Consider the following 18,642-nt stretch of genomic DNA (forward strand, 5'->3'; position numbering starts at 1 on the left):
CCCTGTTAAATAATTTAGCTATACATTGTAATCAAAATTAATACGTTACGCTATAAGTGCTGCCGATAGTGTGACTCCACTCGCAAATAGGTAATCTACTATTGAAAACTCACTGAATAATTTGCGAGTGGTTTCCACACCTTCATTTTCAGCACTAGCGTTGAAATGTATACGATCTAAACTCGAACTATGAAATCTCCCATTGCAATAAAACAACAGGGCGTCAGCCTGATCGAATTACTTCTCGTCATGTTTCTGGTGGGTTTAATGGTGACGTGGGGAAGGCAGGGTTGGTATCGTCATCAACAACGAGAACAGTTGGTGACTAACGCCCAGCAACTGTTAGCTTTCCTGACCCGGATTAAAGCTGATGCTGACTGGCATAATCATACTATTTTGTTATGGGTGCAACATTCTGGTCGTGGGTGTCTTGGCAGTAGAGAAATATTAGCAGCGGCCTGTGAAGGAAGAACGGATAACGTCTTTATTCCATCTGGAAATATTTCATTGAGTGCGACTGCGCAAAATGAGATGGGGTTTTATGGTCGGCGTAACACGGCGCAACCGGGTCATTTTACTCTCGTCAATTCAGCCGGGCGTATCCGGTTGGTCATATCAAACCGAGGCAGGATGAGGTTGTGCAGTGAAGATAAATCGATAGCAGGTATCGGACGATGTCATTAGACTTCTTACATAGCCGTTGTTCGTTATGGCGCACAATAGTCACTGTGTACGTCCATTTGTACCTGAAGATACTGGTTTTTGTGTTTAGAAGAATATTATCAATTTTTAATAAAAATCATAATGTTGCGTACTATTAAATAATCTAATTTTTCCAGTGTGTTGAGTAGTGATGAATATATAACTGCGCAATTTAATTTTGATTAGCACACAAAATATGAGCTACTCCGTAGATTTACTCCTCAATGTATCCGTTAGGCAATCAAAATTAAATCGTGCAGCTATGCATACGAATACATGAGGATTGCGAGCACCGCGTAACGTAAAATTCACCATGCAGGTAGTAGGTTTTGCAAGAAGTCTATTTACAACACCACAGGCACGAAAAGCGGTGGCCGCGAAGATGAAACTGAGGAAGCTGTAACTAGCCTAGAAAAGGAGCTAATTTATCATGATAGAGAAAAAATCAGATTGCATACAAATTCATCACTATCACCCCCCTATGGGGTTTACCTTACCGGAGGTCATGCTAGCGTTGAGTTTTGGCAGTTTGATTGTATTGAGCGCCGCCAAGATTTATCCACAGTTTCACAAACAAGTTGCAACCGTATATCAGCACTACCGTCTTGAGCAGGCAATGCGACAAGTTATGCTTACTATCGAAAAAGATGTACGGCGGGCTGGTTTCTGTCATCAACAGTGTTCTGGGTCTGCAATAGCCTTTAGTCAAGATCGAGGCGAAATGAAAAACTCCTGTATGATCGTTGCTTATGACCTTAATCGCAATGGTCATTGGGAGGACGAAGGACATACGAAGTCTGAATATTTTGGTTACCGATTGCGTCATGGAGCTTTAGAGGCACAGCGTGGAGAGAGAAACTGTTTTGGCAATGGTTGGGAAAAACTATTTGATCCACAAGAAATAAAAGTGACCCATTTTACCGTAACACCTGTAGGCGATCTCACATCAGGGAATCTATTTAAATTGCAACTTGCAGCGAACTCAATAAGAGATCCGGCAGTCCAGCTTGAGATAAACAGCGTAATTCATGGTAAAAATTTATGAGATCAGTTTATCAACAGGGTAGTAGTACGCTATTGGCAGTAGCGGTATTTTTTACGCTGAGTTTATTTTTGCTAATGGGACTACATCACCAATTGAATCGTGCTATGCGTATCACTCAAGACCAACAGTTCTATCTCCGAGCTTATAATCAAGCGGCTTCATCGCTAAACTGGGGGCTCAGCCACAGTTGGCCGTTGAGATTGCTACAACATAGCAGCACTGGACAGCGCGGAAAATGGCATTGTGCAATACAGCAACCCCACGGGTTGAAAGCTTGTATCAAAGCAATGATCACTTCTGGAACATTCTGGCTAAAAGGAGAAAGTGCACTGCTAAAAGGGGAAGGGTCACTGACAGGTCATAAACCTCGGAAAATTGTTTTGTACCAGCAAGTCATTTATGAAACCACGCACTCTGCCGTTATGGATATCCGGAAGAGAAATATGCCAAAAATGAATGAGCAACGGGTTATGAAGGTTACAAACCGGTGGTTAGATTTTTGTCCCGAAAAGGATGAAGAATTTTGTGTCGATTAGTGGTAACTTTTTATAATCGTGAGTGGCGGTTGCGAGTAAAACATCCGCAGCCTCGGCTAGAGATAAAACAAATACCCGCCAAATACCAAAAGGGCTTCAGTCTACCCGAAATCGTTATTGCGGCTTTGTTATTCTCGGTATCTTTGTTGGGGCTATTACAATACCAGCAGACATTGTTACAGGGTTTCCATCGTCAACGGCAGCTCAAGCAAGCGTGGTCACTTGCTCAGCAAAACATCGAGATTCTGGCAAACGGTGATTTCCCATTTTCCGAGTCCAGACTACCAAAACCAGCCTTGGGTTGGCAATATACTCATAATGCAGATCGTATTAATGAAAGTTGCGTAAAATTAAATGTCAAAGTGATCACACCACAAAAGCAACAGGTTGAATTGAACCGTTGGCTCTGTGACACGCAGGAATAATTCAAGAGCCTGTTTGAAATCAACTGTGCGACACGTGGTATTCACCTCACCTTATGGGAGCTGTAATGTTCACGGTTTACTATTCTAATCAACTAGATATATTAAAAGAGCTGACTGCCGTACTGATAGAACACGAACCCTTGAAGGATCCCTTTCAGCAAGAGGTGATACTGGTACAAAGCCCAGGTATGGCACAATGGCTACAGATTCAGTTAGCACAACAATTCGGTATCGCGGCGAATATTCAGTTTCCTCTGCCTGCAACCTTTATTTGGGATATGTTTACCAAGGTACTGCCTGGTATTCCTAAAGAGAGTGCTTTTAGCAAAAAGGCAATGACATGGAAATTAATGTGGTTACTGCCTACTCTACTTGAGAGACCCGCTTTTGCTGCAATGCAACGTTATCTCAGTGATGACAGTGAAAAGCGAAAAATTCATCAATTGGCAACACGGGTAGCCGATCTTTTTGATCAATATTTGGTCTATCGTCCTGAATGGTTGAAAAAATGGGAAGGTGGACAGCTGATTGATGGGCTCAGTGATGTGCAACAATGGCAGGCACCTTTGTGGGCGGAATTGACGCAATATACGCGTCAGCTTAAACAACCCGAATGGCATCGAGCTAATCTTTATCAGCGTTTTATCTGCAGATTACATGAAAACGATATGTATCCCCCGGGTTTACCTAAGCGAGTGTTTATCTGTGGCATTTCTGCACTACCTCCTATCTATTTGCAAGCTTTACAAGCCTTAGGTAAGCATATTGAAATTCATTTGATGTTTACCAATCCTTGTCGCTATTTTTGGGGTGATATCCAGGATTATACTCTTCTTGCTAAGCTAGAAAGCCGCAAACGACGCCATTTTCAAGGATCTTTATCACCCAATTTATTTCGTAATCCACAGTCGGCGACTGAATTATTTAATGCTGAAGGTCAACAAAACCTCAGTAATCCCTTGCTTGCCTCTTGGGGACGATTAGGTCGAGACCATATGTATTTATTGTCACAACTTGACGATATTCAAGAGGTTCATGCCTTTGTAGATGTTGAACCCGATAACCTGTTGCATACAATGCAGCACGATATTCTAGAGCTGGAAGATCATGCCATCATTGGTGTTACTGTGGAAACCCTCACTCGTAGTGATCAAAAACGGTTATTAGATCCACAAGATCACTCAATCAGCATACATGTCTGCCATAGCCCACAGCGGGAGGTAGAAGTTTTACAGGATCAGCTACTGGGATTATTGGCAGCGGATCCACAATTGACAACACGTGACATCATTGTGATGGTGGCCGATATTGATAATTATACCCCTTATATCCAGGCCGTATTTGGTAACGCGACTACTGAGCGCTACTTATCCTTTGCTATCTCAGATCGCAAATCTAGTCAAGTTCATCCTGTGTTGCAGGCATTTATTACACTGCTTGATTTACCACAAAGTCGCTTCACTTCAGAACAAGTATTAGTGCTATTGGAAGTTGATAGTTTGGCAAAAAAATTTGGTATCGATGAAGGTGAATTACGTCACTTACGCCAATGGGTAGAGGAAGCGGGGATACGTTGGGGGTTGGATGATGATAATGTGCGGCAACTTTCTCTGCCACCAACGGGTCAGCATACCTGGAAGTTTGGATTAACCCGTATGCTTTTAGGCTATGCTATGGAGAGTAACGCCGGTGATTGGCAAGGAATATTACCTTATGATGAATCGAGTGGTTTGGCCGCTGAACTGGTTGGGCAGCTAGCAGAAATGCTCATGCAACTCAGTTCATGGCGCCAACAGCTAGCCAGCGCGCGTACTCTAGTGGCATGGTTGCCTCTATGCCAACAGTTGCTCGATACCTTCTTCGAACGTTCTGAAGATAATGAAGAGATTCTGGTATTAATAGAACAGCAATGGCAAAAAATTATCAACTATGGTACGGCAGCGCAATATCCTGACAATATATCTATCACCTTATTGCGAGACGATTTGATAGCACACTTTGATAACGAAAGGATAAGTCAGCGCTTTTTGGCGGGATCAATTAATTTTTGTACACTAATGCCAATGCGTTCAATTCCTTTTAAAATTGTCTGTTTATTAGGTATGAACGATGGGATCTACCCCAGGACAGTACCACCACTGGGCTTTGATTTAATGGCACAGCAAACACAAAGAGGTGATCGCAGCCGTCGGGATGATGATCGTTACCTTTTTCTTGAAGCATTAGTATCCGCGCAACAGCAGTTCTATATTAGTTATATTGGCAACTCTATTCAGGATAACAGTGAACGTTATCCCTCAGTCCTGGTCAGTGAACTCCTTGACTATCTAACACAAAGTTATCATCTACCGGGAGACGAAGACCTCAATGCTGATGACAGTGCTCAACGTGTGGCTCAGCATATCATCAGGTGGCATACACGAGATCCCTTTGCCGCGGACAATTTTATCATTGGCAGTGAACAACAAAGTTATGCGGCAGAATGGTTACCGGCAGCACAAACCTGTGGTCAAGCATATCCTGATTTTAATCGCCCCCTAGTGATGGAGCCACTAACTGAGTTAACTTTGGATGATTTGATGCGTTTTTACCGCCATCCAGTACGTACTTTCTTCCAATTACGCCTTGGCGTAAACTTTACGATTGAAGAAACGGAATTATCTGCTGAGGAACCTTTCACCCTGGATGATTTAGCGCGTTATCAATTTAATACTCTATTTTTGAATACCTTGATAGAACAGGAAGACATTGGCAAATTCTTTGCCCGATCCAAGGCCTCAGGTACTTTGCCTTATGGTTCTTTTGGAGAAATATACTGGCAGAGTCAGCAAAAAGAAATAGCACCGCTTGCGGAACAAATCCGCAGTGAGCGTGGTGGATATCACAGTTTGGAACTGGATATTGATATGGGAGAAACCAGATTAGTTGGCTGGCTACATCGAGTGCAAGCTGATGGATTACTCCGCTGGCGACCAACAAAATTAACGGCTGTGGATGGATTATTACTTTGGTTGGAACACCTCGTTTATTGCCTAGCTGGAGGTAATGCTGAAAGTCGGATGTATGGTTGTAAGGGAACCATTTGGCGGTTTGAGCCTTTATTGCAATCTGACGCACAACGTTACTTGCAACTTTTATATACTGGATATCAGCGAGGAATGAGCCAACCACTATTGCTATTATACAAAAGTGGTTGGACATGGCTAACACACTGTTTTGATGCAGAAACCGGACAAATTTGTTGGGATGAAAAAACACAAACTAAAGCCAAAGAAAAATTACTACAAACGTGGCAAGGCAATCTACAACAGGACACAGGGGAAAGAAAAGATCCTTATATCCAGCGTATTTTACGGGTGATGGATGACGAATATCTACAAATTATCTTGCAGGAAACCGAACGCTATTTATTGCCAATAGCTCGCCATAACCTAATTCGACGCTAGTTATTTTCATCAAATCCACCCTGGACACAGTACACTCGTCTTTTAAATTTATCAAAACCTGTTTGAAATCTTCTTGAACAACATTCAGACGAGGAAAAAATGAGCGAAAAAGCGCAGTTTACTCTTTTTGTATAACAAAAGGGAGTAAATGAGCATCTTGAGCTCGTTTTTGACAAAATATCAGACTGAAGCACAAGAAATTTCAAATAAATTTTTAAAATTATTTTATTAGATTTGTTGCCTAATGAAAATCTATGGTTTTCCAGATTTATCTTGGCCGTAGACATGAAATGAATGCTTGCTGAGGTCGGTAGTTTTGATTAGCACACAAAATATGAGCCACTCCGTATATTTATTCCTCAATGTATCCGTTAGGCAATCAAAATTAAATCGTGCAGCTATGGCGTCTGCTGTAGCTCTTCCTGCTCGAAACCCATGAGAATGTGGGTCCGCTTTGGTTTCCGAGAGGGGTTCCATGACCAACGTGCCTGCATTGCGCGGTCAATCATATAGCGTAACGTATTAATTTTGATTACAATGCATAGCTAAATTATTTAACAGGGAGTTAGCGATGAGCCACTCTGTCGATTTTCGCCGTAAAGTTCTGGGTATTCGAGAGCAAGAAAACTTGAGTATCAGAGAGACCGCTAAACGCTTCCACATTGGTTCAGCTTCCGTTACCCGCTGGCTCAGTCGTATCGAGGTTAAAGCTTCTTCCCCCCCGTCGGCGTAAGCTTGATAAAGTGGCGTTAGCTGAAGATGTTGCACTTTATCCCGATGCTTACCAACGGGAACGGGCGGCGCGCTTTCAGGTGTGCCAGAAAGCCATTTGGCAGGCACTGAAAAACCTGGGTGTCACCTATAAAAAAAACCCTGCGTCATCCCAAGGCAGACGAAGAGACACGGCGCGCCTTCCAGGACACGATAGCCTGCTATAAAAAGCAGGGAAAACCGGTCGTTTATCTGGATGAAAGCGGTTTCGCACACGATAGGCCACGAACCCACGGTTATGCTACACAAGGTCAACGCTGTTGGGGTACCCAGGATTGGCAGCCTAAGGGCCGAACAAATGTCATTGGCGCGTTACTGGGAACCGTCCTGATGGCGGTCGGATTATTTTTTTGTTCCATTAACAGTGATGTTTTTTACGCCTGGGTTACCCAGCGCCTTTTGCCTACTCTTCCTCCTCATTGTGTCATCGTGATGGATAACGCCAGTTTCCACAAACGTCTCGACATTCAGCAGGCTATCAGTAAAGCCGGGCATCGGATTGAATATCTCACTCCCTACTCACCTGCTCTCAATCCTCACTTTTACCCACAATTTTTGTTATTAAGAATAATGAACAATCTCACATTTTCTTGCAGGATCTCATACCCTCGCCAAAGCGACATTATTCCCGGTAAACCCTCGGCACGTCGGTTAAGAAATCCTCCCAATTGACCCAGCCATGTTATTGCCTGAAGCACTGTGGGGGGATGCTCGGGAAGGCGGCTTGTTGTCTGTATTCTGCAATACAGCTTTGCCATTCTATCTTTGACAACACATCGGTGCAGGTAGCCTCAGGACACAACGCTGCCATTTTGGTCATATACATCAGTTTGAAGGCGATAATGCTTTTGAGGGTGATCATTTTCGTTAGTTTGGTTGCCGTATTTAAACGACATTGTTCAACACAACATCCTGATTTCAGTGTTTTGAAGAACTCTTCTATCTTCCATCTCAGTCTATACCAATTCACTTTCTCTTCTGCTTCAAAGGCGTCAGTGGCCGTCAAATGGGTCAATAATACCCATTCGACAGGCGCTACTCCTTCTGGAGGAGGCTGTTCTTTAACACTGATGGCAGATACGTGAACCTTTTCATGGATATGCCGTGAAGCGTCTTTATTGGTAGGCCCATAAACTAGATTATTTCTAATGGGGAGCCAGCCTGAAATGGAGCGAATATCCACATAAGCCGTTCTTGCTACCCTTTGCTGATTTTTGGGCAGGGTGAGTGCTATGGTTTTTAAAATCGGCGTCTTTGACAAGGCGGTTTGCACCGTTGTTTTTTTCCCCTTTTCATCGATAAATTTTCTGTCTTTCCGGTTGCGGATAATAAAAAATGTTTTTAGTGAGCTTGCAACCCGAAAAAGTTCGAAAATATCCGCTTCTCTGTCTCCCAGCGTGATTAAGCAGGTATCTTTGGGTATCAGCGCCGCTGTCTCGTAGAGGGTCTCTATCCACTTAATACTTTCTTTCTCTTTCATTGTCGATTGATAAAGCCGCCGCTGTTTTTCCTGAGGGGGTTCCTCTCGGGAAACACGTGACCAGCATTTAAGCGAGGATAACCCAAGCGGCAAGCCCTCCTGAGTTACCATCAAACTTGCATGAAGCATCAACCCCATTTTATGTTTGTGATAGGCTTTAGATATACTTCCCAACCCCTCTGTCTTTTTATGTGTGTCAAAGTCCAACTCTGATCTGTCCTGAAGAGAAAAAAACCAGTGAATGCCCCTCCAGACGTTTTTGTGTTTGCACACAATGTGTACGGAATAGCGCGCTCTCGCTCACTCTCTCATTGCTAAAAAATCGATAAGCTCCTGTGGCCTGTGACCAGGAGCCATGACAGCTTGGGTAAATTGAACCTGACGCTTTTGATGATAAGAAGCCCGCTGTTTCAAAAAAACGCTCTTTAAGGCGTTTATCTCCGAAATCAATTTGATGAAATTCTTCCCGGATCCACTCATTCCCATTACCCGTTACTGTTTTCATGTGCCTGTTTCCTGATTTAACTATTGACTCTACCAATAATCCAATTTCACCTGAATCATTTTTCATTCAACGTTGTGGGTAAAAGTGAGGATTGAGATCAGGTGAGTAGAGAGGGAGATATTCAATCCGATGCCCGGCTTTACTGATAGCCTGCTGAATGTCGAGACGTTTGTGGAAACTGGCGTTATCCATCACGATGACACAATGAGGAGGAAGAGTAGGCAAAAGGCGCTGGGTAACCCAGGCGTAAAAAACATCACTGTTAATGGAACAAAAAAATAATCCGACCGCCATCAGGACGGTTCCCAGTAACGCGCCAATGACATTTGTTCGGCCCTTGGCCTGCCCATCCTGGGTACCCCAACAGCGTTGACCTCGTGCAGCATAACCGTGGGTTCGTGGCATATCGTGTGCGAAACCGCTTTCATCCAGATAAACGACCGGTTTTCCCTGCTTTTTATAGCAGGCTATCGTGTCCTGGAAGGCGCGCCGTGTCTCTTCGTCTGCCTTGGGATGACGCAGGGTTTTTTTTATAGGTGACGCCCAGGTTTTTCAGTGCCTGCCAAATGGCTTTCTGGCACACCTGAAAGCGCGCCGCCCGTTCCCGTTGGTAAGCATCGGGATAAAGTGCAACATCTTCAGCTAACGCCACTTTATCAAGCTTACGCCGACGGGGGAAGAAGGTTTAACCTCGATACGACTGAGCCAGCGGGTAACGGAAGCTGAACCAATGTGGAAGCGTTTAGCGGTCTCTCTGATACTCAAGTTTTCTTGCTCTCGAATACCCAGAACTTTACGGCGAAAATCGACAGAGTGGCTCATCGCTAACTCCCTGTTAAATAATTTAGCTATACATTGTAATCAAAATTAATACGTTACGCTATATGGCACCCATTGTTGCTCAATAGGCACCGAGCCACTATTAGGAAAAAAGTCTATTGATGTCATTCAATTCTTAATCTTTATCGTCGTCCCACTCGGCATTATTATCACGATGAGGAGGTAATTGCGGTTTATTTTTCAGATAACTTTTGTAATCAAGCCGGTATAATGCTTTGATAGCATTTAAAATAACGCCCACCAGCAAAATCAATATCACCCACCAATAATCTTTCAACCAGAGCAGATCTCCTAAGAAACCCATATCTTTACCCTTTTTTAACATGGCTTTTTCCACGACAGCAGGACAGCTGGCGTCAGCAAAGACCCCGTTTGAACGGCTAAAAGCCTGTTCCAAATCTTTTTCGCTGTGCTCAGACGAGGAAAAAATGGGCGAAAAAACGCAGTCTACTCTTTGTACACAACAAAAGGGAGTCAATGAGCATTTTGAACTCACTTTTTGATAAAATATCAGCGAACATAAGAAATTTCGAATAGGCTCTAAAGGTCGATAGCTCAGATGGTCTAGCATTAGATTTCTTGAAAAACCATCACGTGCGGTATGAAGTCAAAGTACCTGGCGTGCAGTCACTGCGCGCTACATACAAGTACATGAGGATTGCGAGCACCGCGTAACGCCGAATTCACACCACACAGCAGTTTATGCAAGAGGTCTATTTAAGAATTTTCTCCATAATCCGTTGATAAATACGGCTCAGTAATTGTAAATCAGCAGCCTTAACACATTCATTCACTTTATGGATGGTGGCATTAACGGGTCCAAGCTCTACCACCTGTGCACCCATTAAAGCAATAAAACGACCGTCGGATGTACCCCCCGTGGTGAGCAACTGTGGTGTGATTTCACTGTAATACTCCACAGCCTTGATCACTGTCTCGAGCAACTTTCCTTCGTTCGTCAGAAATGGCTGACCAGAAAGCACCCAATCAATGTCGTAAGTTAACTGATGCTTAGTCAGTAACGCTTCTACCTGTTCTTTGATCAGTGTATCGGTCAGTGCTGGGCTGAAACGAAAATTAAACTGCACCAATAGTTCACTGGGGATAACATTGCTGCTGCCATTACCGGCTTGTATATTCGTGATTTGCATACTGGTAGCAGGAAAAGATTGATAGCCTCGATCCCACTCCGTCGCCACCAGTGCTTGTAAAGCAGGTAGTGCACGATGAATCGGATTATCCGCCAGATGAGCATAAGCAACATGTCCTTGTACGCCACGGATCAGCAAATTGGCACTGATGGATCCACGCCGACCATTTTTAACTACATCGCCAACACACTGCATACTAGAAGGTTCGCCAACCAAACAATAATCCAGTCGTTCGTTGCGCTCCATTAACGCATGGACCACTTTGACCGTGCCGTTGGTCGCCTTGGCTTCTTCATCTGAGGTAATCAAAAACGCCAGGCGACCACCATGATTACGCCTTGCAGCGACAAAACGCTCAGCAGCAACCACCATCGCAGCCAGTGAACCTTTCATATCGGCAGCACCACGACCGTAAAGCATCCCATCGCGGATCGTAGGTTCAAACGGTGGATTGATCCACTGACGTTCATCACCGGTCGGTACAACGTCGGTATGCCCAGCAAAAGCTAATGTCTCCTCACTACTATGACCATGCCATGCCCAAAAATTCTTAGTATCAGCAAAATCCATCGGTTCGATGTTAAAACCAATCTGCTCCAGGCGTTCCATGAGTAACGTCTGGCAACCTTCATCTGCTGGGCTAAGCGATGGACGTTTAATTAATTGTCTGGCGAGCTCAATGACCGGACAACTCATATCATGACGCCTCGGAAAAAAACTGTTGATAGCTAGCAGGATCAAAACCAAGCAGTACTCTACCGGAATATTCTTCCAACAAAGGTCGTTTAATCAGCGCAGGCTGTGCCAGCATCAAAGCTTTGGCTGCGCTGGCGTCAATCACCACCGCACGCTCTGCCTCACTTAATTTACGCCAGGTAGTACCGCGGGTATTTAGCAGAGATTCCCATCCCAGAGTATCAATAAAATCTTGCAGACGTTCCGCTGTTAACCCATCAACACGATAATCGTGGAATTTATAAGCAATAGCATGATCGTCCAACCAGGCGCGTGCTTTTTGAATGGTAGCGCAATTTCTGATGCCATAAAGACGGTACCGAATTTTTGCCGTGGTATTAAACATGGAAATATCCTCTAGAGCCTATTCGAAATCGTCATGAGCAATGCTCAGACAAGAAAATAGGCGAAAAAACGCAGTCACTTTTTATATACGATACCGAGGAAGCAAATAAGCATTCCGAACCCATTTCTGACGAAGTATCAGCGAATGCAGTAGATCTCGAACAGGCTCTCAAAAGAACACGCGAAACCAGTAGCCTATAATGCGGGAAAATGATAGACAAATCTAGCAGGCTATCTTTGATTTTCCTTACCCACAGCTAACTGACATGAGATAAACTTGCATTACGGGGGCTGATAATTTCTATTGGCTATATTAGACTTCCTGCGGAAACCGTCATTCGTTATATGAAGTCAAAGCGTGCAGAGACCTTCGTTAACATACGAATACATGAGGATTGCGAGCACCACGTAACGCCGAATTCACACCACGCAGCCGGTTATGCAAGAAGTCTATTAATGAGGAAAAATAATGCCAAGAATTTTGAAAATTTGGATGTTGGTGAGTTGTATGACAATTTTTTCGGTCAATGCCAGTGAAATGGATAAAGTATTTTCGCTAATTGATCAACGATTATCCTATATGAAAGAAGTGGCAGCTGATAAAGCTATCAAGCATCTAGCGGTTGAGGATCTCAGGCAAGAACAAAAAGTGCTACAGAAAGCAATGAGAACAGCGGAGGCGAACCATTTGGATGCGGATTCCGTTAAGCCACTTTTTACTGCATTGATGGAGACTGCTAAAGTCATTCAATATCGTTACCGTGCAGATTGGTTGACAACACCACAAATAGACTGGCAGCCAAGAAAATTGGAAGAAATACGCGCAGATATTGCGCTATCAAGTGATTTATTAATTAAAGAATTACGGCGAAGATTATCTGCTAATATCGGCTTCGATCAAGTCTCCCGTGACAGACTCATGCAAATCGTCGATGAGCCTAAGCTAAGTGATGCCGACAAAGAACGAATTTTCACCGCACTGCAAACAGTAAAGCTAAAAGCAGCAAAACTGACGTAATAATGACCTTGGGAGTATCATGGCAAATTCAATTTATAATCCTGAGCGTCGCCGTCTGTTACAGGCTATAGCAGCAAGTTGGATGCTGAGTGTCAGCAAAATTGGGTTCGCCGCCCCTGCACAGATTATTGCGGTACGGATTTGGCCTTCATCAACCTATACGCGGGTTACATTAGAATCGAATATCCCTCTCAGATACCGGCAATTCCTGTTGTCTAAACCGGATCGGATTGTCATTGATATTGAAGGTTTACATTTAAACGGAGTGCTTAAGGAGATCAATAGCCAGGTTCGATCAGCCGATCCCTATCTCAAGCGGATACGAGTAGGTCAGTTTAATAAAAATACATTGCGTTTGGTGCTCGAACTTAAACAAGGTATCAGTCCACAGCTTTTTACCTTGAAATCTATTGCGAAATTTCACCATCGTTTGGTAGTTGATCTTTATCCTGTCGCTGGCGTGACAACAGAAGACGATCCACTATTAGCTTTGTTGGAAGATTACAATAGAGGTAATTTAGAACGCACCCTGCCGGATAAATCACCATCAGCAGGTAAGGCGGGTCGCGATCGACCGATTGTCATTATGCTTGATCCTGGGCACGGTGGAGAAGATCCTGGTGCCATCGGCAAAAATAAGACCCGCGAGAAAGATGTTGTGCTACAGATAGCCCGGCGGTTGCGGACGCTGATACAGCGAGAACCCAATATGCAAGTTTATATGACTCGTAATGAAGATGTTTTTATTCCCTTAACCGTCCGTGTCGCTAAAGCACGCAAGCTACGTGCTGACCTCTTTGTTTCTTTGCATGCAGATGCTTTCACCAATCGCGCAGCTAAAGGATCATCGGTATTTGCGCTTTCAACCAAAGGTGCGACCAGTACTGCGGCACGTTTTTTAGCACAAACACAAAACGAAGCAGATCAGATAGGTGGAGTCAGCAAGAGTGGTGATCACTACCTGGATCACACGATGATTGATTTGCTACAAACCGCGACTATCAAGGATAGTGTGAAATTTGGTAAAGAAGTGCTCAAACGCATGGACAAGATCAATAAATTACATAAAACCCGTGTTGAACAGGCAGGATTTGCGGTATTAAAAGCACCGGATATCCCATCTATCCTCGTAGAAACCGCATTTATCAGTAATCTTGAGGAAGAACGAAAATTACGTACTAGCCACTTCCAGCAACAGATAGCTGAATCCGTATTTGCGGGTATTAAGGCTTATTTTGCTAATGGTGGGGCAGCAGCCCGGCTGTAATAAAATAACCGTTACTTCCTGAGCCGCACACTTTCCACCGCATGATTAGCACTTTTCTTCATGATCAGGCTAGCCCGTTCACGGGTGGGTAGAATATTTTGTTTTAGGTTCAATCCATTTATCTCATCCCATAATTGGGTGGCTATCTTAATTGCCTCCTCTTCTGACAACCGAGCGTAGTGGTGAAAATAAGAATCTGGATTAGCAAACGCACCCTGTCTGAATTTAAGGAACCGATTGATATACCAGTTTTTTAATAAATTTTCAGGTGCATCGACATAGATTGAAAAATCAACAAAATCAGAAACAAATACATGGTGGGGATCATGAGCATAATCCATCCCACTTTGTAGCACATTCAATCCTTCTAATATAAGAATATCGGGCTGTTTAACGAGTTTATTACCATCGGGCACTACGTCATACATTAGATGTGAATAAACCGGAGCCCTTACCTGACAGGATCCTGATTTAATTTCAGCAATAAAATTGACTAAATTATGCATATCATAGGACTGAGGAAAACCTTTTTTTTTCATTAAACCACGTTCATGCAACACGTTATTGGGATGAAGAAAACCGTCGGTAGTAACAAGTTCAACACACCGATGCTCCGGCCAACGACTCAGCAATGCTTGTAATAGACGCGCCGTAGTACTTTTACCGACAGCAACACTGCCAGCGATGCCAATAACATAAGGAATTTTCTGCCCATCACTACCCAAAAATTGTTCCAGCACCGCCTGACGACGTAAGTTAGAGCTGATATAAAAATTAAGCAAACGTGATAGAGGAAGGTAAATTTGTGCAACTTCTTCTAATGATAAATCTTCATTAATCCCTTGAAGATTAATAAGTTCTTCTTCTGTTAATGTGAGTGGAACCGAATTACGCAAGGCTGCCCACTGAGTCCGATTGAATTCTAAGTAAGACATTGTCAACGATCGATCTTTTTTTATCATAAACCAAATTCTATCTGTTAGTACAATGTAAGAAAGGCGTTATATATCGACCCTGGATAAAAACCAGGCTGCATATTATAGGGAGCTAAGTTTTTAGCGTAGATATTTTTTATCCTCTGAGCATTATTATCTTTTAATTCACGTAGCAGGTTATAGCGTAACGTATTAATTTTGATTACAATGTATAGCTAAATTATTTAACAGGGAGTTAGCGATGAGCCACTCTGTCGATTTTCGCCGTAAAGTTCTGGGTATTCGAGAGCAAGAAAACTTGAGTATCAGAGAGACCGCTAAACGCTTCCACATTGGTTCAGCTTCCGTTACCCGCTGGCTCAGTCGTATCGAGGTTAAAGCTTCTTCCCCCCGTCGGCGTAAGCTTGATAAAGTGGCGTTAGCTGAAGATGTTGCACGTTATCCCGATGCTTACCAACGGGAACGGGCGGCGCGCTTTCAGGTGTGCCAGAAAGCCATTTGGCAGGCACTGAAAAACCTGGGCGTCACCTATAAAAAAAAACCTGCGTCATCCCAAGGCAGACGAAGAGACACGGCGTGCCTTCCAGGACACGATAGCCTGCTATAAAAAGCAGGGAAAACCGGTCGTTTATCTGGATGAAAGCGGTTTCGCACACGATAGGCCACGAACCCACGGTTATGCTGCACGAGGTCAACGCTGTTGGGGTACCCAGGATGGGCAGGCTAAGGGCCGGACAAATGTCATTGGCGCGTTACTGGGAACCGTCCTGATGGCGGTCGGATTATTTTTTTGTTCCATTAACAGTGATGTTTTTTACGCCTGGGTTACCCAGCGCCTTTTGCCTACTCTTCCTCCTCATTGTGTCATCGTGATGGATAACGCCAGTTTCCACAAACGTCTCGACATTCAGCAGGCTATCAGTAAAGCCGGGCATCGGATTGAATATCTCACTCCCTACTCACCTGCTCTCAATCCCATTGAACATAAATGGGCACAAGCCAAAAGCAAAAGAAGGGACTTAAATTGCAGCCTTGACGCCTTATTCTCTCAATATAGTGCATAATCATTATTATGTCGTTCAGCCATATAGGCCTATTGTGGATACGAAATTTCATGAAAGCAATTAACTGTCTATAGGATCAACATCCAACGCCCACTTGACCTTTTTAGCCAGTGGCAACTCGGTGATTAATGGTCGAAAATGGCTCATTAGTTGCTGCAATCGGCAGCGTGAAGGATGCTGGAGTAACAATTGCCAACGAAAACGCCCATTCCGTTTTGCCTGTAAAGCCGTTACCGGCCCCATGATCCAGAGTGCATCATCTTTCAAAGAACTCGATTCCAGTAAATGACGCAATTGTTGTAAAAATAACATCGATTGCTGATTATCGTGATCCTCGCTACGCACGATGATATGGCGAGTATAAGGCGGTAAAAATGCGTTCTTCCGCTCTATTAACGTTTGTTCAGCAAAAGCTGAATAGCCCTGTTGCAACAAAATTTGCAGCAAAGGATGCTCAGGGTGATGTGTTTGCAAAAAGACTTCTCCTTGCTTTCCCGCTCGCCCTGCTCGACCTGAAACTTGAATATAAAGTTGAGCAAAACTTTCAGATGAACGAAAATCAGCCGAAAATAACGCACCATCTACATCTAACAGAGCTACTAGGGTAACGTCTGGAAAGTGATGTCCCTTAGCCAACATTTGTGTACCAATCAGAATACGCGCACCCCCTTGGTGAACATCATCCAAATATTTTTCCAGTGATCCTTTACGGCTAGTGGTATCACGATCGATCCGTGTGATAGGCGTATCAGGGAACAAAGGGCGCAAATCATTTTCTAATTGTTCAGTGCCCACACCCACAGAGAGTAAATGAGTAGAGCCACACTCTGGGCACTGTATCGTTATCGATCGTTGACTGTCACAATGGTGACAACGTAAATGCCGCTGATTTTGGTGCAGAGTATAATAGTGGTCACAGCGCTGACATTCAGCGATCCAGCCGCATTCATGACAAAGTAAAGCAGGCGCGTAACCACGACGGTTAAGAAATAACATAACCTGATTCTTGGCTTTCAGATGATCTCGCATCCGTTCTAGCAAGGGTTGAGAAAGTCCAACCTTAAGATGCAATCCTTTTATATCAATTAGATGATGGTTAGCAGCTGTGGCGTTACCGGCACGTTTGGATAACGTAAGCTGTCGATATTTTCCTAGCTGTACATTATGTAATGTTTCCAACGCCGGTGTTGCTGATCCCATGACGATAGGAATATTTTCTTCCCGCGCCCGAAATATGGCGAGATCGCGCGCATGATAACGCCAACCTTCCTGTTGTTTGTATGAATTATCGTGTTCTTCATCGATAATTATCCCACCGAGCTGCAAAAAAGGAGTGAACAATGCGGATCGGGTACCTATGACGATAGCTGCTTCGCCACTGCGCGCTCGTAGCCATACCGATAACCGTTCACTGTCGTTTAACGCTGAATGTAGTACCACAACGGGCGCGTTAAAGCGCTCACGGAAACGTGCAATAGTCTGTGGTGTCAAACCAATTTCAGGCACTAAAATCAGCGCTTGTCGCCCTTGAGAAAGAATATTCTCTAATATACTCAAATAGACTTCGGTTTTGCCTGAACCTGTCACGCCAGCCAGTAACCAGGCAACAAAATGTTGATCCTCGCGACCTATGGCTTCCACTGCTGCCACTTGCTCACTATTAAGCTGTAGACGCTCACCCATGCACGAAAATTGGCAACGCCAGTCAGTGCTTATCCTCTCTTGCTCGCATACTGTGATCAACCCTTTATCACTCAAGCTTTTCAAGGCAGCAGGGGTTAATCCCATTTCATTCGTTTGATGGCGATAAAGCGGTTGTTGTAACAAGGCAGCGAGTACCCGCTGTTGCCTTGGAGCAGATTTCAGGCTTTCTAGCGGCGTTGCTCGCCCTTGTTCAGTAACAACCCACTGACATAATGGCGTAAATTGAGCGGGCTTTCCTTGACGCAACAAGATAGGCAGCGCATGGAATAATACCTCCCCGATGGGATAATGATAATAATCAGCAGCCCAACAAAGAATGTGCCACAGGCTAACAGGGAATAGACTCTGACTATCCAGAATAGCCTCAATAGCTTTGAGTTTTTCGTAAGGCAATGTACTGGTTGTACTGATCCCGGTCACTATGCCAATGGCCTTACGTTTACCAAAGGGGATCCTCACACGGGCACCCACAGCAGGGGATATCACAACACTGTCTAATCGATAGTCGAAAGTCCGAGCCAGTGGTACCGGTAATGCAATTTGAAAAACGAGCATGACATCATCCTTACAATCTGTAGCACCGATTGCGCACAGAGTTAACTTCTTGTATGATCCGACGCCTTTGATACAATCCAGTATCGACGACAGAACGGTATCAACAGCATAATATCGT

22 protein-coding genes are annotated in these 18,642 nt (G+C 44.0%); 12 read left to right on the top strand and 10 right to left on the bottom strand.

The features are described from left to right. The first annotated feature begins 189 nt into the window (after positions 1–189). The 8 genes from AAHH42_RS05075 (at position 190) to AAHH42_RS05110 (ending at position 7,597) form a co-directional block, all read left to right on the top strand. A complete protein-coding gene (locus AAHH42_RS05075; RefSeq protein ID WP_342221798.1) occupies positions 190–684 on the top strand; it encodes a prepilin peptidase-dependent protein in 495 nt (164 codons plus the stop codon). Between the two features lie 448 nt (positions 685–1,132). Beyond that, on the top strand, positions 1,133–1,747 hold the full coding sequence (locus tag AAHH42_RS05080) for a prepilin peptidase-dependent protein (RefSeq protein ID WP_072551124.1): 615 nt from the start codon (positions 1,133–1,135) through the stop codon (positions 1,745–1,747). After that, complete coding sequence (locus AAHH42_RS05085; protein ID WP_072551123.1) at positions 1,744–2,283, top strand: YgdB family protein; 540 nt, start codon at positions 1,744–1,746, stop codon at positions 2,281–2,283. The genes AAHH42_RS05080 and AAHH42_RS05085 overlap by 4 nt, the downstream gene beginning before the upstream one ends. Next, a complete protein-coding gene (locus AAHH42_RS05090) occupies positions 2,283–2,708 on the top strand; it encodes a prepilin-type N-terminal cleavage/methylation domain-containing protein (RefSeq protein WP_342221799.1) in 426 nt (141 codons plus the stop codon). Before AAHH42_RS05085 ends, AAHH42_RS05090 begins: the two co-directional genes overlap by 1 nt. A 65-nt stretch (positions 2,709–2,773) precedes the next feature. Further along, positions 2,774–6,154, top strand: coding sequence for an exodeoxyribonuclease V subunit gamma (gene recC, locus AAHH42_RS05095; protein WP_119797571.1), 3,381 nt, complete (start codon positions 2,774–2,776; stop codon positions 6,152–6,154). Between the two features lie 571 nt (positions 6,155–6,725). Further along, complete coding sequence (locus AAHH42_RS05100; protein ID WP_119797572.1) at positions 6,726–6,887, top strand: IS630 transposase-related protein; 162 nt, start codon at positions 6,726–6,728, stop codon at positions 6,885–6,887. 10 nt (positions 6,888–6,897) lie between these two features. Then, the gene (locus tag AAHH42_RS05105) at positions 6,898–7,092 is read left to right on the top strand and encodes an IS630 transposase-related protein (protein WP_119797472.1); all 195 of its coding nucleotides are present in this window, start codon (positions 6,898–6,900) and stop codon (positions 7,090–7,092) included. Further along, positions 7,007–7,597, top strand: coding sequence for a transposase (locus AAHH42_RS05110; protein WP_342221800.1), 591 nt, complete (start codon positions 7,007–7,009; stop codon positions 7,595–7,597). Before AAHH42_RS05105 ends, AAHH42_RS05110 begins: the two co-directional genes overlap by 86 nt. Positions 7,598–7,607: 10 nt before the next feature. Here the strand turns inward: AAHH42_RS05110 and AAHH42_RS05115 are convergent, their stop codons facing one another. The 8 genes from AAHH42_RS05115 to AAHH42_RS05150 all read right to left on the bottom strand — a co-directional run bounded on the left by AAHH42_RS05115 (position 7,608) and on the right by AAHH42_RS05150 (position 11,982). Continuing rightward, complete coding sequence (locus AAHH42_RS05115; protein WP_342221801.1) at positions 7,608–8,612, bottom strand: IS4 family transposase; 1,005 nt, start codon at positions 8,610–8,612, stop codon at positions 7,608–7,610. Next, positions 8,602–8,976 (bottom strand): IS4/Tn5 family transposase DNA-binding protein, encoded by a 375-nt coding sequence (locus AAHH42_RS05120; RefSeq protein WP_342221802.1) that lies wholly within the window; start codon positions 8,974–8,976, stop codon positions 8,602–8,604. Before AAHH42_RS05120 ends, AAHH42_RS05115 begins: the two co-directional genes overlap by 11 nt. Beyond that, positions 8,977–9,444 (bottom strand): transposase, encoded by a 468-nt coding sequence (locus AAHH42_RS05125; RefSeq protein WP_342222017.1) that lies wholly within the window; start codon positions 9,442–9,444, stop codon positions 8,977–8,979. Beyond that, positions 9,368–9,562 carry an IS630 transposase-related protein gene (locus AAHH42_RS05130; protein WP_119797472.1) on the bottom strand — a complete coding sequence of 65 codons (195 nt, stop codon included), beginning with the start codon at positions 9,560–9,562 and terminating at the stop codon, positions 9,368–9,370. The genes AAHH42_RS05125 and AAHH42_RS05130 overlap by 77 nt, the downstream gene beginning before the upstream one ends. Beyond that, positions 9,553–9,732, bottom strand: a complete 180-nt coding sequence (locus AAHH42_RS05135; RefSeq protein ID WP_119797570.1) for an IS630 transposase-related protein — start codon at positions 9,730–9,732, stop codon at positions 9,553–9,555. The genes AAHH42_RS05130 and AAHH42_RS05135 overlap by 10 nt, the downstream gene beginning before the upstream one ends. Before the next feature lie 133 nt (positions 9,733–9,865). After that, positions 9,866–10,036 carry a YpfN family protein gene (locus AAHH42_RS05140; protein ID WP_342222018.1) on the bottom strand — a complete coding sequence of 57 codons (171 nt, stop codon included), beginning with the start codon at positions 10,034–10,036 and terminating at the stop codon, positions 9,866–9,868. A 427-nt stretch (positions 10,037–10,463) separates the two neighbouring features. Further along, positions 10,464–11,597, bottom strand: a complete 1,134-nt coding sequence (gene dapE / locus AAHH42_RS05145) for a succinyl-diaminopimelate desuccinylase (protein WP_342221803.1) — start codon at positions 11,595–11,597, stop codon at positions 10,464–10,466. 1 nt (position 11,598) lies between these two features. After that, positions 11,599–11,982, bottom strand: coding sequence for an ArsC family reductase (locus AAHH42_RS05150; protein WP_072551139.1), 384 nt, complete (start codon positions 11,980–11,982; stop codon positions 11,599–11,601). A gap of 468 nt (positions 11,983–12,450) precedes the next feature. On the opposite strand from AAHH42_RS05150, the gene AAHH42_RS05155 reads away from it, so the two are divergent. Both AAHH42_RS05155 and amiC read left to right on the top strand, forming a co-directional pair. Then, complete coding sequence (locus tag AAHH42_RS05155; protein WP_072551140.1) at positions 12,451–12,999, top strand: chorismate mutase; 549 nt, start codon at positions 12,451–12,453, stop codon at positions 12,997–12,999. 19 nt (positions 13,000–13,018) lie between these two features. Next, positions 13,019–14,266: an N-acetylmuramoyl-L-alanine amidase AmiC gene (gene amiC / locus AAHH42_RS05160; protein ID WP_342221804.1), complete on the top strand. Its 1,248-nt coding sequence runs from the start codon at positions 13,019–13,021 to the stop codon at positions 14,264–14,266. 11 nt (positions 14,267–14,277) lie between these two features. On the opposite strand, the gene coaA is transcribed toward amiC, so the two are convergent. Then, on the bottom strand, positions 14,278–15,228 hold the full coding sequence (gene coaA / locus AAHH42_RS05165) for a type I pantothenate kinase (protein ID WP_342221805.1): 951 nt from the start codon (positions 15,226–15,228) through the stop codon (positions 14,278–14,280). A 214-nt stretch (positions 15,229–15,442) separates the two neighbouring features. Here coaA and AAHH42_RS05170 point away from each other — a divergent pair, with 214 nt between their 5' ends. Together AAHH42_RS05170 and AAHH42_RS05175 are read left to right on the top strand one after the other, a co-directional pair. Next, the gene (locus tag AAHH42_RS05170) at positions 15,443–15,808 is read left to right on the top strand and encodes an IS630 transposase-related protein (RefSeq protein ID WP_342221806.1); all 366 of its coding nucleotides are present in this window, start codon (positions 15,443–15,445) and stop codon (positions 15,806–15,808) included. Continuing rightward, the gene (locus tag AAHH42_RS05175; RefSeq protein ID WP_254052014.1) at positions 15,744–16,265 is read left to right on the top strand and encodes an IS630 family transposase; all 522 of its coding nucleotides are present in this window, start codon (positions 15,744–15,746) and stop codon (positions 16,263–16,265) included. Before AAHH42_RS05170 ends, AAHH42_RS05175 begins: the two co-directional genes overlap by 65 nt. Positions 16,266–16,325: 60 nt before the next feature. Here AAHH42_RS05175 and priA read toward each other — a convergent pair whose 3' ends face one another. Beyond that, on the bottom strand, positions 16,326–18,524 hold the full coding sequence (gene priA, locus AAHH42_RS05180) for a primosomal protein N' (RefSeq protein ID WP_342221807.1): 2,199 nt from the start codon (positions 18,522–18,524) through the stop codon (positions 16,326–16,328). Positions 18,525–18,642: the final 118 nt, after the last annotated feature.

Source organism: Candidatus Fukatsuia endosymbiont of Tuberolachnus salignus (assembly GCF_964030845.1).
Classification (GTDB): domain Bacteria; phylum Pseudomonadota; class Gammaproteobacteria; order Enterobacterales; family Enterobacteriaceae; genus Fukatsuia; species Fukatsuia symbiotica.